Annotated in this window: 12 protein-coding genes; 5 read left to right on the top strand and 7 right to left on the bottom strand. The window is 61.8% G+C overall.

The window, feature by feature from the left end; translation table 11 throughout:
* Positions 1-53: 53 nt before the first annotated feature.
* The 4 genes from tuf to rpsL all read right to left on the bottom strand — a co-directional run bounded on the left by tuf (position 54) and on the right by rpsL (position 4,320).
* Entirely contained in the window at positions 54-1,229 is a 1,176-nt protein-coding gene (gene tuf, locus AC1DX6_RS14840) for an elongation factor Tu (RefSeq protein WP_023723394.1), read from the bottom strand.
* Positions 1,230-1,296: 67 nt separating this feature from the next.
* Positions 1,297-3,387, bottom strand: a complete 2,091-nt coding sequence (fusA, locus tag AC1DX6_RS14835) for an elongation factor G (protein ID WP_477249865.1) — start codon at positions 3,385-3,387, stop codon at positions 1,297-1,299.
* Between the two features lie 30 nt (positions 3,388-3,417).
* Positions 3,418-3,888: a 30S ribosomal protein S7 gene (gene rpsG, locus AC1DX6_RS14830; protein WP_008875664.1), complete on the bottom strand. Its 471-nt coding sequence runs from the start codon at positions 3,886-3,888 to the stop codon at positions 3,418-3,420.
* Positions 3,889-3,948: 60 nt separating this feature from the next.
* Positions 3,949-4,320: a 30S ribosomal protein S12 gene (gene rpsL, locus AC1DX6_RS14825; RefSeq protein ID WP_006333356.1), complete on the bottom strand. Its 372-nt coding sequence runs from the start codon at positions 4,318-4,320 to the stop codon at positions 3,949-3,951.
* Positions 4,321-4,800: 480 nt separating this feature from the next.
* Between rpsL and AC1DX6_RS14820 the strand changes: the two genes are divergently transcribed.
* The 3 genes from AC1DX6_RS14820 to AC1DX6_RS14810 all read left to right on the top strand — a co-directional run bounded on the left by AC1DX6_RS14820 (position 4,801) and on the right by AC1DX6_RS14810 (position 7,255).
* Positions 4,801-5,082, top strand: a complete 282-nt coding sequence (locus AC1DX6_RS14820) for a transcriptional regulator (RefSeq protein WP_477314518.1) — start codon at positions 4,801-4,803, stop codon at positions 5,080-5,082.
* Between the two features lie 12 nt (positions 5,083-5,094).
* The gene (locus AC1DX6_RS14815) at positions 5,095-6,207 is read left to right on the top strand and encodes a PLP-dependent cysteine synthase family protein (RefSeq protein WP_477314516.1); all 1,113 of its coding nucleotides are present in this window, start codon (positions 5,095-5,097) and stop codon (positions 6,205-6,207) included.
* 112 nt (positions 6,208-6,319) lie between these two features.
* On the top strand, positions 6,320-7,255 hold the full coding sequence (locus AC1DX6_RS14810; RefSeq protein WP_477314514.1) for a Gfo/Idh/MocA family protein: 936 nt from the start codon (positions 6,320-6,322) through the stop codon (positions 7,253-7,255).
* 15 nt (positions 7,256-7,270) lie between these two features.
* Here AC1DX6_RS14810 and AC1DX6_RS14805 read toward each other — a convergent pair whose 3' ends face one another.
* Complete coding sequence (locus AC1DX6_RS14805) at positions 7,271-7,669, bottom strand: chlorophyllide reductase (protein WP_477314512.1); 399 nt, start codon at positions 7,667-7,669, stop codon at positions 7,271-7,273.
* 101 nt (positions 7,670-7,770) lie between these two features.
* Here AC1DX6_RS14805 and AC1DX6_RS14800 point away from each other — a divergent pair, with 101 nt between their 5' ends.
* Both AC1DX6_RS14800 and AC1DX6_RS14795 read left to right on the top strand, forming a co-directional pair.
* The gene (locus AC1DX6_RS14800; protein ID WP_477314510.1) at positions 7,771-8,343 is read left to right on the top strand and encodes a DUF2975 domain-containing protein; all 573 of its coding nucleotides are present in this window, start codon (positions 7,771-7,773) and stop codon (positions 8,341-8,343) included.
* Between the two features lie 11 nt (positions 8,344-8,354).
* Positions 8,355-8,567: a helix-turn-helix domain-containing protein gene (locus AC1DX6_RS14795; RefSeq protein ID WP_477314508.1), complete on the top strand. Its 213-nt coding sequence runs from the start codon at positions 8,355-8,357 to the stop codon at positions 8,565-8,567.
* Between the two features lie 584 nt (positions 8,568-9,151).
* Here the strand turns inward: AC1DX6_RS14795 and AC1DX6_RS14790 are convergent.
* Both AC1DX6_RS14790 and rpoC read right to left on the bottom strand, forming a co-directional pair.
* A complete protein-coding gene (locus tag AC1DX6_RS14790; protein ID WP_477314506.1) occupies positions 9,152-9,817 on the bottom strand; it encodes an O-methyltransferase in 666 nt (221 codons plus the stop codon).
* Between the two features lie 84 nt (positions 9,818-9,901).
* Positions 9,902-14,098 (bottom strand): DNA-directed RNA polymerase subunit beta', encoded by a 4,197-nt coding sequence (rpoC, locus tag AC1DX6_RS14785; protein ID WP_477314504.1) that lies wholly within the window; start codon positions 14,096-14,098, stop codon positions 9,902-9,904.
* Positions 14,099-14,110 lie beyond the last annotated feature (12 nt).

Genomic DNA, 14,110 nt, shown 5'->3' with positions numbered 1-14,110 from the left:
CTGGCGCGGCGCGGGCATATCCTGCGCCCGCGACAGATCGGTTTAAGTCCAAGTTACTCTTTGATGGTGACGACGATGCCGGCACCGACGGTGCGGCCGCCTTCACGGATGGCGAAGCGCAGCTTCTCTTCCATGGCGATCGGCACGATCAGCTCGACATCGACCGTGATGTTGTCGCCCGGCATCACCATCTCGGTGCCTTCCGGCAGCGACACGATGCCGGTCACATCAGTCGTGCGGAAATAGAACTGCGGACGGTAGTTGGTGAAGAACGGCGTGTGACGGCCACCTTCGTCCTTGGTCAGGATGTAGGCTTCGGCCACGAACTTCTTGTGCGGCTTGACCGTACCCGGCTTGGCCAGAACCTGGCCGCGCTCGACACCTTCACGGTCAACGCCGCGCAGCAGCGCGCCGATGTTGTCGCCGGCCTGGCCCTGATCGAGCAGCTTGCGGAACATTTCGACACCCGTGCAGGTCGTCTTGGTCGTCGGACGGATGCCGATGATCTCGAGTTCCTCGCCGACCTTGACAATGCCGCGCTCGACGCGGCCGGTGACGACCGTGCCACGGCCCGAGATCGAGAACACGTCTTCGATCGGCATCAGGAACGGCTTGTCCAGCGGACGAACAGGGGTCGGGATGTAGGCATCGACCGCCGCCATCAGCTCGCGGATCGCGTCTTCGCCGATCGTCTTGTTCGAATCTTCAAGAGCGGCAAGCGCCGAACCCTTGACGATCGGAATGTCGTCGCCGGGGAATTCGTTCTTCGACAGAAGCTCGCGCACCTCGAGCTCGACCAGTTCGAGCAGTTCCGCGTCGTCGACCTGATCGACCTTGTTCAAAAACACCACGATCGACGGCACGCCGACCTGACGGGCAAGCAGGATGTGCTCGCGGGTCTGCGGCATCGGGCCGTCGGCGGCCGAAACCACCAGGATCGCGCCGTCCATCTGCGCAGCACCGGTGATCATGTTCTTCACATAGTCGGCGTGGCCGGGGCAGTCGACATGGGCATAGTGGCGGGCAGCCGTCTCGTATTCGACGTGCGCCGTCGAGATGGTGATGCCGCGGGCCTTCTCTTCCGGCGCCGCATCGATCTGGTCGTAGCGCTTGTATTCGCCAAAATACTTGGTGATCGCCGCCGTCAGCGACGTCTTGCCATGATCGACGTGGCCAATCGTGCCAATGTTCACATGAGGCTTGTTACGCTCGAATTTACCTTTTGCCATGTGATGTCTCCATTCCTGCTCGCCCGTGCGGGCTTTGAATTTAAGTTACTGCAGCAACCCTTGCGGGTTACGCGTATTTCTTCTGAATTTCCGTCGCCACCGCCGTGGGAACCGGCTCGTAGTGATCGAACTGCATCGTGTAAGCCGCACGGCCCTGGCTCATCGAGCGCAGGTTGTCGACGTACTTGAACATGTTGGCCAGCGGCACCATCGCGTTGATAACCACCGCCACGCCGCGAGCTTCCTGGCCCTGGATCTGGCCACGACGGCCGTTCAGATCGCCAATGACGTTGCCGACGTAATCTTCCGGCGTCACGACTTCGACCTTCATGATCGGCTCGAGCAACTGCACACCAAGCTTGGGCGCCGCTTCCTTGAAGCAGGCACGACCGGCGATTTCGAAGGCGAGCACCGAGGAGTCGACATCGTGGTAGGCGCCATCGATCAGCATCGCCTTGACACCGATCATCGGGAAGCCGGCGAACGTGCCGTTCGTCATGACGCTCTTGACGCCCTTTTCGACGCCCGGGATGTATTCCTTCGGCACGGCGCCGCCAACGATCTTGGATTCAAACACGAACTCGCTGCTTTCCGGGTTCGGCTCGAAGAGGATCTTGACGCGAGCGAACTGACCGGTACCGCCGGTCTGCTTCTTGTGCGTGTAGTCCTGCTCGTGCTTGCGGGTGATCGTCTCGCGATAAGCCACCTGCGGCGCGCCGACATTGGCCTCGACCTTGAACTCGCGACGCATACGGTCGACGATGATGTCGAGGTGAAGCTCGCCCATGCCGGAAATGATCGTCTGGCCGCTTTCCTCATCGGTCTTGACGCGGAAGGACGGATCCTCGGCGGCCAAGCGGTGAAGGGCGAGGCCCATCTTTTCCTGGTCGTTCTTGGTCTTCGGCTCGATGGCGATCTGGATGACCGGATCGGGGAATTCCATACGCTCGAGGATGACCGGGTGCAGCGGATCGCTGAGCGTGTCGCCAGTGGTCGTGTCCTTGAGGCCGGCCAGAGCGACGATGTCGCCGGCAAACGCCTCTTCGACGTCGGCGCGCGAATTCGCATGCATCTGCAGCATGCGGCCGATGCGCTCTTTCTTGCCCTTGACGGTGTTGTCGAGCGAGACGCCCTTGGTCAGCTTGCCCGAATAGATGCGGGCGAAGGTCAGCGAACCGACAAACGGGTCGTTCATGATCTTGAAGGCGAGCATCGACAGCGGCTCGTTGTCATCCGCATGACGCTCGATCTCGGCATCGGTCTTGGCGTCGACACCCTTGATGGCCGGAACATCGGCCGGCGACGGCAGATATTCGACGACGGCGTCGAGCAGCGGCTGCACGCCCTTGTTCTTGAAGGCCGAGCCACAGAACATCGGGTAGAACTTGACCGCGATCGTGCCCTTGCGGATGAGCGAGCGGATCTCGTCATTCGACGGCATCTTGCCTTCGAGGTAATTCTCGAGAGCCGTCTCGTCCATTTCGACGGCGGCTTCGATCATCTTCTCGCGGTATTCTTCGGCACGGGCCTTGAGGTCGGCGGGGATCTCGACGACGTCCCAGGCAGCGCCCAGCGTCTCGTCGCGCCAGACCAGCGCGTTCATCTCGACGAGGTCGACGACACCCTTGAACTCGGTCTCGGCGCCGATCGGCAGCTGCATGACAACAGCCTGCGCACCGAGGCGCGAGCCGATCATTTCGACCGAGCGATAGAAGTCGGCGCCGATCTTGTCCATCTTGTTGCAGAAGATCATGCGCGGAACGCGGTACTTGTCAGCCTGGCGCCAGACGGTTTCCGTCTGCGGCTCGACACCGGCATTGGCATCGAGCAGCGCGATAGCGCCGTCGAGAACGCGCAGCGAACGCTCGACTTCGATGGTGAAGTCGACGTGGCCGGGAGTGTCGATGATGTTGAAGCGGTACATCTTGCCATCACGACCCTTCCAGAAGGTCGTGGTCGCGGCGGACGTGATCGTGATGCCGCGCTCCTGCTCCTGCTCCATCCAATCCATGGTGGCAGCGCCGTCGTGGACTTCGCCGATCTTGTGCGACTTGCCCGTGTAATAGAGGACGCGCTCGGTGGTCGTCGTCTTGCCGGCGTCAATATGCGCCATGATACCGAAATTGCGGTAGTCTTCGATTTTATATTCGCGGGCCATCTTGGATGCCTTCTCAGTCTCGTACGCGCTTTACCAGCGGTAGTGCGCGAAAGCGCGGTTGGCTTCTGCCATCTTGTGGGTGTCTTCACGCTTCTTGACGGCGGTGCCGCGGTTGTTGGCCGCATCCATCAGCTCGCCGGAGAGGCGGTCGACCATCGTGGTCTCGTTGCGGTTGCGCGCAGCGGCGATCAGCCAGCGGATGGCCAGGGCCTGACGGCGCTCGGGGCGCACATCGACCGGAACCTGGTAGGTGGCGCCGCCGACGCGACGCGACCGGACTTCCACATGCGGCGCGACATTGTCGAGCGCCTGATGGAAGACGGTGACCGGCTCCTGCTTGGTCTTCGACTGAACCTGGTCGAGCGCACCGTACACGATGGTCTCGGCAACCGACTTCTTGCCGTCATACATGACGGCGTTCATGAACTTGGTAACGATCAGATCGCCGAACTTGGGGTCCGGATTGATCTCACGCTTTTCTGCACTGTGACGACGGGACATGGCTTTTGTCTCTCAATCTCGTAGCCGGGCGCATTGAAAAAGCGCCGCGGCCGGAAAACCTTACTTCGGACGCTTGGCACCGTACTTCGAACGGCGCTGCTTGCGGTTCTTCACGCCCTGCGTGTCGAGCACGCCGCGGATGATGTGGTAGCGAACGCCCGGAAGATCCTTGACGCGGCCGCCGCGGATCATCACCACGGAGTGTTCCTGAAGGTTGTGGCCTTCACCGGGGATGTAACCGATCACTTCAAAACCATTGGTCAGGCGGATCTTGGCCACCTTGCGCAGCGCCGAGTTCGGCTTCTTCGGCGTCGTTGTATAGACGCGCGTGCAGACGCCCCGCTTCTGCGGGTTCTGCTGCATGGCCGGGACCTTGTTGCGCTTCACCGGCGCAATGCGCGGCTTGCGGATCAGCTGGTTGACGGTAGGCATTAAACCCTCTTGTCTCTCAATTCCGTGTCTCGCCCGGTCAGGGCCGCTCAAAGCGTCATTTCCATACGCAAATTCGGGCCATAAACCGCGCCTCGCGGTCTTGCCCGAACAAATGGCAGAGGAAGCGGAAGCCGCTTCGTGCACGCCGGAAATGTCTTTTCGCTCGTAAAACGAACCCTGTTTGAGGCAAACTCCAAAGCGTGTCGCTTCGGAAGGGAAAGCCTCACATCGGTTCTGACTGGGCGGCTTCTACTCGTAAGACCGCGAACCGTCAACCCCGGGGCGCCAAATATTGCGCGCAAACCAAGGCTTGGCAGCCATGCGAAAAACGCATGTAATTTTGTTTCGCCATTTTGCGAGGCCGAGGAAGAAAGTGACCGGCTTTTGGCTGTTGCGCGGCCATGCTTCATGCGAAAAGGCGGCATGAATGGTGAAAATCCCCTCGCCCGCCCCAATCCCTTTGCCAAAAGGAATCAGCCAGTGAACGACAATGACGAGCGCCCGGTCACCATCATCACCGGCCGGGTGTGGAAGAAAAAGGGCGGCAAACCGGAAGGCGTCCACGTCATGCTGGTGGCGCCCGACGACGATTCGGCGGTGCGCCGGACACTCGAATCGCTTGCAGCCGAAGGTTACGCAGAAGTCGAGCTCGACCAGATCGGCGACATGGACGGCGCGCCCGACGACGAGCCGCATCTGTCGGCCTTCCAGGGCGCGCTCGAAGGCGAAGTGTCGATCGTCACTTTCGACGTGCCGATCTGAAGCGGAGGCAGCATGGTCAACTCAGCAGCGGCGAAACCCGCTTCCCGCGCCTGGGCCGACCGGGCGGTCGCCGCCATCGAGGCCGATCAGCACCGCTCGGCCGACACCCATCTGTGGAAGCTCGATCTGCCGCGGCTTGCCGGCATCGACTTCTACCTCAAGGATGAATCGACGCATCCGACCGGCAGCCTGAAACACCGGCTGGCGCGCTCGCTCTTTCTCTATGCGCTGTGCAACGGCCTTGTCCGCGAGGGTGCTGCGGTGATCGAGGCCTCCTCCGGCTCGACCGCCGTGTCGGAAGCCTATTTCGCCCGCATGATCGGCGTACCGTTCTATGCGGTGATGCCGCGCTCGACCTCGCCCGAAAAGATCGCCGCCATCGAGCACTATGGCGGCAACTGTCACTTCATCGACGATGGCCGCCGCATCTATGCCGAGTCCGCCGAACTGACCGCCAGGCTCGGCGGCCATTTCATGGACCAGTTCACTCATGCCGAGCGGGCGACCGACTGGCGCGGCAACAACAACATCGCCGAATCGATTTTCGGACAGATGCGCGAGGAGCGGCATCCGATCCCGGCCTGGATCGTGATGAGCGCCGGCACCGGCGGCACTACGGCCACGATCGGCCGCTATCTGCGCTACAAGCAGCATGCGACGCGGCTGTCGGTCGCCGATGTCGAGCGCTCCGCCTTCTTCGATGGCTTTGCCTCCCATGACCCCAACAGAAGCTGCGAGCAGCCGTCGCGAATCGAAGGCATCGGCCGGCCGCGCGTCGAACCGTCTTTCGTGCCGGGCGTCATCGATCACATGCTGCGGATACCCGACGCCGTGTCACTGGCTGCCATGCGGGTCCTGTCGCGCCGCCTCGGCCGCCGTGTCGGCGGCTCGACCGGCACCAATTTTATCGCCATGTGCTTTCACGCCGCGCGCATGATCGCCGCAGGCGAGACCGGTTCGTTGATAACGCTGATCTGCGATTCCGGCGAACGCTACGCCAACACCTACTATTCCGACGACTGGCTGAAGGCGAACGGCCTTGATCCTTCGCCGTTCGAGCCGGCGATCGAGGCGTTTCTGGCGGGCAAGGAACTGGCGCTGGAGTTCGACGAGAGCTGGGGCTGACGAACCGAACAGACTTTCTATGACGGGCCTGCTGCGGCTTGCCCGGCTTCGGTTCTCTGCTAAGAACCGTTTCAGCTGACAAACAAGCGCATTTCCAATCTGCGGAGTTCCCATGTCTGTGAATAGCGGTCCCATCAAGCTCGGCATCGTCGGCGTCGGAAAGATCGTCCGCGACCAGCATTTGCCGGCCGTGGCGAAGGACCCGGAGTATCGCCTCGTCGCCGCCGCCAGCCGGCACGGCAAGGTGGAGAACATTTCGAATTTCCCAACCATCGAAGCGATGCTCGACGCCGTGCCGGAGCTTGAGGCCGTCTCGCTCTGCATGCCGCCGCAGTTCCGCTATGACGCAGCGCGGACGGCATTGATGGCGAAGAAGCATGTGTTTCTGGAAAAGCCGCCGGGCGCCACGGTCAGCGAGGTCGAGAACCTGAAGGCGCTGGCATCGGCCAACGGCGTCTCGCTCTTTGCCAGCTGGCATTCGCGCTATGCGCCGGCGGTGGAAGCCGCGCGCGCCTTTCTCGGCGCGACCACCATCAGGTCGGCGGCCATCAACTGGAAGGAAGACGTGCGCCGCTGGCACCCGAACCAGGAATGGATCTGGGCGCCAGGCGGCTTCGGCGTCTTCGATCCCGGCATCAATGCGCTGTCGATCGTGACCCACATCTTGCCCGCGATGTTCATCACTTCGGCCGTCCTCGATTTTCCCGAGAACCGCGCGGCGCCTGTCGCTGCCCACGTCGTCTTTCGCACCTCGAACGGCTTGCCGGTGACGATGGAGCTCGACTGGCTGCAGACCGGCCCGCAGAGCTGGGACATCCTCGCCGACACGGAAGCGGGACAGATGGTGCTTTCGGGCGGTGGCTCGAAGCTCGCCGTCGACGGACGCATCGTCCACGACGAGCCGGAAGCCGAATACCCCTCGCTCTACAAGCGGTTCGCCGAGATCGTGCGCGCCGGCGCCTCGGACGTCGATTTGGCGCCCCTCCAGCACGTCGCCGACGCCTTCATGCTCGGCAAGCGCAATGTCGTCGAGGCGTTTTTCGACTGATCCGGGCGGGCCTTCTCAATTCTTGACCCGGCAACCGGCGCGCTTGACCATATCGGCAATGATCAGCGGCGTGGCCGGGGTTTCGGCCCATGTGCTTTGATGCGGTGCCCCTGTTTGCAGTGCGGCGCGCACCGACCCCGTGTCCAGCTTGAACGCGGTCTTGCAGGCAAATGAGCCACCATTGCCGATGGTCTCGACCACCACGCCGGCCGCTTCGCCAACGCCGGCGACATAGGCCACCAGCGTTTGCCTGGCCACCGGGTTCGTGCCGGCCTTTTCGATCATTTCCATGACCTGTCCAACCGAGATCTGGCCTTTCGCGGTCGATGGCAGGGCGGCAGCCGCAAAAGGCTGCATGAATATGGCCGCGGCGCCGACAATGGCGAGTGCAGTCTTGCGATAAATGAAAGGCATTTCGATCTCCTGTTTCGGTGTCGTCTTGACAGGAAGCATCATTGCGCATAAATTAATTATTGTAAAACGATAATTTCATATTGAGGCAAGCGAGACTGTCCATGGTTGAATCCGTCATCGAGACCGCTGATCCGACCCGCCTGGCGAGGCTGAACCGCATCCGGCTTTTCAGCCTGGTGCTGGGAAGATGCTGTGTCGTCCTGGCCATCCTGCTGACCATTGGCTTGCTGTTCTTCTGGTTCACCGCATCTGCCGGCTCGATCGCAGCGGGCGCACAAATCCCTCAGGAATGGCTGACCAATCTCGGCGCCGGACGAAGGGCGGCCGGTTTCGTGATGAGCTTTGCGCCCCTCGCCTGCCTGATTGTGGCGCTATTGGCGGCCAGACGCTGCTTTGGCGCCTTTGCCGCCGGCAATTTCTTCGGACAAGCGGCCGTCAAAGGGCTGCGCAACTTTGCGCTTGGCCTGTTTGCATCCGCACTTGTCAAACCATTCTCGGCCGCCGCGCTGTCAGTGCTGCTGAGTTGGGACGCGCCTGCCGGCCAGCATCGGCTGATGTTTGGCTTCGGGAGTGATGGGGCACTCACGCTACTGGCGGCAGGCATCGTCGCCTTGATTGCCCTGGTGATGGCGGAGGCGTCCGCGCTTGCCGAAGAAAACGCTCAATTCATCTGAGGATCGGTTTCATGCCCATACGGGTCAGGCTAAACGTCGTCCTCGCCGAACGAAACGTGAAGTCCAAGGACCTCGCCGAATATATCGGCATTACCGAAGCCAATCTGTCCCTGCTGAAACAAGGCAAGGTCAAAGGCATCCGCTTCGAGACGCTAGAACGCATCTGCGACTATCTCGACTGTGAACCGGGTGACCTGCTCCGGTTCGAGAAACCGACCCCGTAACGACACAGACGAAAAAGCCGCCGGGTTGCCCCCACGGTCTCCTATCGCTCCGGCTTATTATTGGAGTTGGGGAATTCTCCCGGTTGCGGAGAAGAGACGCGGGGCGCTGTGGGTATCCGATTTCAAGATCGTTCAGAATATGCTGAACCGCCACTTCGAGATCGGCCTGCCCCCAGCCAAGCTCGGCAATCTCGCCGTATCGGATGAAACCTGAGTGATCAAACCCGTGTTCAAAGTCGTTGTACGAGACGACACTGCGTCCAATCAAACCAACAACCCAGACGCCTTGTTCGCTGTCTTCAAGGGAGCGATGCGTCCATTTCTCTGGACTGATCCTGATCAAATCCCAGAGCTTTTTCTGCGCAAAGTTCATGCGATCCCGGCCCGCGTTCATCAACTCCCAAAGCGCAGCCTCGTCCATCCCGGACTCCTTTGACCCACACGGCCATGAATACCAACGTCGACGGGTTCCGGTAAACGAAAAAGCCGCCGGGTTGCCCCGACGACTTCGGTGCCTGAGATATTAGTGCCGCAGCGCTTAACGCGCGGCGGCAATCATGTCGGTCGCATCGGCCGCCCGACCCTCAGTTTACGATCGCTATTGCAAAGCCGTCATAGCCCTTGGCGCCGACGGTCTGGATGGCGGTGGCCCGCAGCCGCTTGTCGCCGCCCATGAAGGAGAACGCAGCGCGTGCGCCTTCGACATTGGCATCATGGCCATCCTCGTCGAGCACCGCGCCATCGCGGATGACATTGTCGCAGATGATGACGGTTCCCGGTCGCGACAGGCGCATGGCCCAGGACAGATAGTTCGGATTGTTCGGCTTGTCGGCGTCGATGAAGATGAGGTCGAACGGTCCGGCATCCTCGGCGTTCAATGCGGCAAGCGATTGAAGCGCCGGTCCAACCCGCAGGTCCACCCGCTCGGAGACGCCTGCCCGCTCGAAATTCATCCGCGCGACCTTGGCGTGGTGCGGATCGAGCTCAAGCGTCACGATCTTGCCGCCCGCAGCCAGCGCCCGCGCCATCCAGATGGTCGAGTAACCGCCCAGCGTGCCGATTTCGAGAATTTTCTTCGCGCCCTGCATTCCTGCAAGAAGTGAAAGCAACTTGCCTTGCGCCGGCGAGACGTCGATCGCCGGCAGACCGTGGTCGTGATTGGCCGCCAGAACGGCATCGAGGACGGGATCCGCCTCGAACAGGGCGTCAACGATGTAGTCGTCGACTGCCGCCCAGGTTTTCTTGCTCATCGGTTTCTTCTCCGATCAACGGGGGAACCAAAACGCGAAAAGGGGCCACTCGGGCCCCTTTTCCTTCTTCTCGTCTTTCCGCGCTTACTGCGCGGCGGTGACCATGTCGGTCAGCATCGGTTCGGCGACCTCGACGCCCGACGCCTTGCGGCGCTCGTCGATGATCAGCTCGTCGCGCGAAGTGGCGATGCGCCGGATCTGGCTCATCGTGCCGCCGGTACCGGCCGGGATAAGCCGGCCGACGATGACGTTTTCCTTCAAGCCCTGCAGCATGTCGGTCTTGCCGGCAACCGCAGCTTCCGTCAGCACCCTGGTCGTCTCCTGGAAGGAGGCGGCCGAGATGAAGGACGGCGTCTGCAGCGAGGCCTTGGTGATGCCAAGCAGAACCGGCAGACCTTCGGCCGGCTTCTTGCCGTCCTCGACCAGGCGCTCGTTGACCTCTTCCAGCTCGATCACGTCGACGTGGTCGCCCGGAATGTAGGTCGAGTCGCCCTGCACCGTGATCTCGACCTTCTGCAGCATCTGGCGAACGATCACCTCAATGTGCTTGTCGTTGATCGACACGCCCTGCAGACGGTAGACTTCCTGGATCTCGTTGACGAGGTAGGAAGCAAGTGCCTCCACGCCCTTGATCGCCAGGATGTCGTGCGGCGCCGGATTGCCGTCGAGGATGTAGTCGCCCTTCTCGATGACGTCGCCGTCCTGGAGATGGAACGGCTTGCCCTTCGGGATCAGGTATTCGACCGGCTCAAGCGTCGAGTCATGCGGCTCGATGATGATGCGGCGCTTGTTCTTGTAGTCGCGGCCGAAGCGGATCGTGCCGTCGATCTCGGCGATGATGGCGTGATCCTTCGGACGACGTGCCTCGAACAGCTCGGCAACACGCGGCAGACCGCCGGTGATGTCCTTGGTCTTGGCGCTTTCCATCGGGATACGCGCCAAAACGTCGCCGGGGCGAACCTGTGCACCTGGCTCGACCGAAAGAATGGCCTCGACCGAGAGCAGGAAGCGGGCGTCGCCGCCCTTCGACAGCTTGCCGACCTTGCCCTTGGCGTCCTGGATGGCGATCGCCGGCTTGAGGTCGTTGCCGCGTGGCGTCGAGCGCCAGTCGATGACCTCACGCTTGGTGATGCCGGTCGACTCGTCGGCCGTTTCCTGAACGGAAATGCCGTCGACCAGATCCTCGTACGACACCTTGCCCTCGATTTCGGTGAGGACCGGGCGGGTATAGGGATCCCACTCGGCGATACGCTGGCCGCGCTTCACCTTGTCGCCATCGTCCACGAAGATACGCGAACCATAGGTGAGACGGTGCGTGGCGCGCTCCTTGCCGGCTTCGTCGAGGATCAGCACCGCCATGTTGCGGCCCATGACCATCTGCTGGCCGTCGGAGTTGCGCACCACGTTGCGGTTGCGGATCTCGACCTTGCCCTCATACGAGGCTTCAAGGAACGACGAGTCCACCACCTGCGCGGTACCGCCCATGTGGAAGGTACGCATGGTGAGCTGGGTACCTGGCTCGCCGATCGACTGCGCCGCGATGACGCCGACAGCCTCGCCCTGGTTGACAGGGGTGCCGCGGGCCAGATCGCGTCCGTAGCAGACCGCGCAGACGCCGATCCTGACTTCGCAGGTCAGTGCCGAGCGAATGCGGACCGACTGCACGCCGGCCTTTTCGATCTTCTCCACGTCACGCTCGTCCATCAGCGTTCCGGCCTTGACCAGAATCTCGCCAGACACCGGATGCGTGATGTCGTCGAGCGACGTACGGCCCAGCACGCGCTGGCCGACGGAAGCGACGACCTGGCCGGCATCGACGATCGGCTGCATGGTGAGGCCCTTGTCGGTGCCGCAATCCACGGAGTTGACGATGCAGTCCTGCGCCACGTCGACCAGACGACGGGTGAGGTAACCCGAGTTCGCCGTCTTCAAGGCGGTGTCGGCCAGACCCTTGCGGGCGCCGTGGGTCGAGTTGAAGTACTCGAGCACGGTCAGGCCTTCCTTGAAGTTCGAGATGATCGGCGTCTCGATGATTTCACCGGACGGCTTGGCCATCAGGCCACGCATGCCGGCGAGCTGGCGCATCTGGGTGGGCGAGCCACGCGCACCGGAGTGCGACATCATGTAGATCGAGTTCATCGGCTTTTGACGGCCATTGTCCTCGAACTCGACCGCCTTGATGCGGGCCATCATTTCGTCGGCGACCTTTTCCGAGCACTTGGCCCAGGCGTCGACGACCTTGTTGTACTTCTCGCCCTGGGTGATCAGGCCGTCATTGTACTGCTGCTCGTATTCCTTGGCCAAAGCCTCGGTGTCGGAGACCAGCTTGATCTTGGCGTCCGGGATCAGCATGTCGTCCTTGCCGAACGAAATGCCGGCGCGGCAGGCGTGGCTGAAGCCAAGGGCCATGATGCGATCGCAGAAAATGACCGTCTCCTTCTGACCGCAATGGCGGTAGACGGTGTCGATCATCTTGGAGATGTTCTTCTTGGTCATCTCCTGGTTTGCGGTCTCGTAGGGCACATTGACGTTCTTCGGCAGAAGTTCGCCGATGATCATGCGGCCAGGCGTGGTGTCATGGATCTTCGACACGACCTTGCCGTCGGCGTCGACCGTGCGGAAACGACCCTTGATCTTGGAGTGCAGCGTCACCGCCTTGGTCTCGAGCGCATGCTGGAGTTCGCCCATGTCGGCAAACACCATGCCTTCGCCCGGCTCGTTCTGGTTGACGATCGAGAGGTAGTAGAGACCGAGAACCATGTCCTGCGACGGAACGATGATCGGCGCGCCGGAAGCCGGATGCAGGATGTTGTTGGTCGACATCATCAGCACGCGGGCTTCAAGCTGCGCTTCCAGCGAAAGCGGCACGTGAACGGCCATCTGGTCGCCGTCGAAGTCGGCGTTGAAGGCCGTGCAGACCAGCGGATGCAGCTGGATCGCCTTGCCTTCGATCAGGATCGGCTCGAACGCCTGGATGCCGAGGCGGTGCAGCGTCGGTGCGCGGTTGAGCAACACCGGATGCTCGCGGATGACCTCGTCAAGGATGTCCCAGACTTCCGGACGCTCCTTCTCGACCAGCTTCTTCGCCTGCTTGACGGTCGAGGAGAAACCCTTGGCGTCGAGGCGGGCGTAGATGAAGGGCTTGAACAGTTCGAGCGCCATCTTCTTCGGCAGGCCGCACTGGTGCAGCTTGAGCTCCGGACCGGTGACGATGACCGAGCGGCCGGAATAGTCGACGCGCTTGCCGAGCAGGTTCTGGCGGAACCGGCCCTGCTTGCCCTTGAGCATGTCGGACAGCGACTTCAGCGGACGCTTGTTGGCGCCGGTGATGACGCGGCCGCGGCGGCCGTTGTCGAACAATGCGTCGACGGCCTCCTGCAGCATGCGCTTTTCATTGCGCACGATGATGCCTGGCGCCCGCAGCTCGATCAGCCGCTTCAGGCGGTTGTTGCGGTTGATGACGCGGCGATAGAGATCGTTCAGGTCGGACGTCGCGAAACGACCGCCGTCCAGCGGGACGAGCGGGCGCAGGTCCGGCGGGATCACCGGAACCACCTTCATGATCATCCATTCCGGACGGTTGCCGGACTCCATGAAGTTCTCGACGACCTTGAGCCGCTTCAGATACTTCTTCTGCTTCAGCTCGGACGTGGTCGAAGCCAACTCCGAACGCAGGTCGCCGGCGATCTTCTCCAGGTCCATGCCGGCCAGAAGGTCGTGGATGGCCTCGGCGCCGATCATGGCGGTGAAGCTATCCTCGCCATACTCGTCGACGGCGATCATGTACTCTTCCTCGCTGAGGAGCTGGTGCTCCTTCAGCGCGGTGAGGCCAGGCTCGGTGACGATGTAGTTCTCGAAGTAGAGAACCCGCTCGATATCCTTCAGCGTCATGTCGAGCAGCGTGCCGATGCGCGACGGCAGCGACTTCAGGAACCAGATGTGAGCGACGGGTGCCGCCAGCTCGATATGACCCATGCGCTCGCGCCGCACGCGCGACAGCGTGACTTCGACGCCGCACTTTTCGCAGATGACGCCCTTGTACTTCATGCGCTTGTACTTGCCGCACAGGCACTCATAGTCCTTGATCGGACCAAAAATGCGCGCGCAGAACAGGCCGTCACGCTCCGGCTTGAAAGTACGATAGTTGATGGTCTCCGGCTTCTTGATCTCGCCGAACGACCAGGACAGAATCTTCTCAGGGCTGGCGAGTGAGATCCGGATGGAATCGAACACCTGCGCAGGCGCCTGGGGATTGAAGAGATTCATGACCTCTTGGTTCATGCCGTTCTCCTT

The sequence above is a fragment of the Mesorhizobium sp. P2_C4 genome, assembly GCF_056404575.1.
Note: the sequence above shows the minus strand (reverse complement) of the source record. Positions and strands in the feature narration are given on the sequence as shown.

Excerpts from the sequence above, each read along its gene's own strand:
- tuf (WP_023723394.1), bottom strand. The coding sequence starts at position 1,229 with ATGGCAAAAGGTAAATTCGAGCGTAACAAGCCTCATGTGAACATTGGC.
- AC1DX6_RS14805 (WP_477314512.1), bottom strand. The coding sequence starts at position 7,669 with ATGCCTTTCATTTATCGCAAGACTGCACTCGCCATTGTCGGCGCCGCG.
- rpsG (WP_008875664.1), bottom strand. The coding sequence starts at position 3,888 with ATGTCCCGTCGTCACAGTGCAGAAAAGCGTGAGATCAATCCGGACCCC.
- AC1DX6_RS14815 (WP_477314516.1), top strand. The coding sequence starts at position 5,095 with ATGGTCAACTCAGCAGCGGCGAAACCCGCTTCCCGCGCCTGGGCCGAC.
- AC1DX6_RS14810 (WP_477314514.1), top strand. The coding sequence starts at position 6,320 with ATGTCTGTGAATAGCGGTCCCATCAAGCTCGGCATCGTCGGCGTCGGA.
- rpsL (WP_006333356.1), bottom strand. The coding sequence starts at position 4,320 with ATGCCTACCGTCAACCAGCTGATCCGCAAGCCGCGCATTGCGCCGGTG.
- fusA (WP_477249865.1), bottom strand. The coding sequence starts at position 3,387 with ATGGCCCGCGAATATAAAATCGAAGACTACCGCAATTTCGGTATCATG.
- AC1DX6_RS14790 (WP_477314506.1), bottom strand. The coding sequence starts at position 9,817 with ATGAGCAAGAAAACCTGGGCGGCAGTCGACGACTACATCGTTGACGCC.
- rpoC (WP_477314504.1), bottom strand. The coding sequence starts at position 14,098 with ATGAACCAAGAGGTCATGAATCTCTTCAATCCCCAGGCGCCTGCGCAG.
- AC1DX6_RS14800 (WP_477314510.1), top strand. The coding sequence starts at position 7,771 with ATGGTTGAATCCGTCATCGAGACCGCTGATCCGACCCGCCTGGCGAGG.
- AC1DX6_RS14795 (WP_477314508.1), top strand. The coding sequence starts at position 8,355 with ATGCCCATACGGGTCAGGCTAAACGTCGTCCTCGCCGAACGAAACGTG.